Here is a 558-nt window from a genome sequence, read left to right as displayed (position 1 = left end):
CGTTTAATTTGTTGATTAGAAAATTTACCGATGGCAATAATTCCAGCAATATCATCAGCAATTTGAATAATTTGATTATTGAAATAACGGACAATGTCATAGGTTAAATCTTCTGCACGTTTTTCTATCCCAATCCGAATAGCGTAATAATATAAATCGTTTAATTCTTCTTGCTCACTATACCATTGGACAACAGCAATTTTTTGTCGCTGTTTTGGTATATTCGTCGTCTTTTGATGTTTGGTATAGCCCAAGTCGTCTGCAATGGCTAGAATACGATGTTTCGTGTCTTCACCAACAGAAAGGGTTTCATCACGGTTCAACACACGTGAAACGGTCGCTTGCGAAACTTTTGCTAATTTTGCAATATCTTTAAGAGTAGCCATATCTTTACTTCCTTTATCATGTATTTTTATCCATTATAACACATTTGCAGCTACATTAGTAAAAGTTTAGTAAACATATCGAATATTTTATCTGAATAATCTATAATAAAATTATCATATAAATCAAGGAGATTGCTTATGGACACGACAACATTAAATCAAGATTTTACAA

General features: G+C 32.1%; 1 protein-coding gene. It reads right to left on the bottom strand.

The features are described from left to right. Positions 1 to 386 (bottom strand): LacI family DNA-binding transcriptional regulator (locus ACRCJ0_RS18905; RefSeq protein ID WP_431391743.1); only part of this gene is annotated, 386 nt, incomplete at its 3' end. Positions 387 to 558: the final 172 nt, after the last annotated feature.

Source organism: Aerococcus sp. L_32 (assembly GCF_050689315.1).
This window is presented reverse-complemented; position numbering and strand designations above follow the sequence as displayed.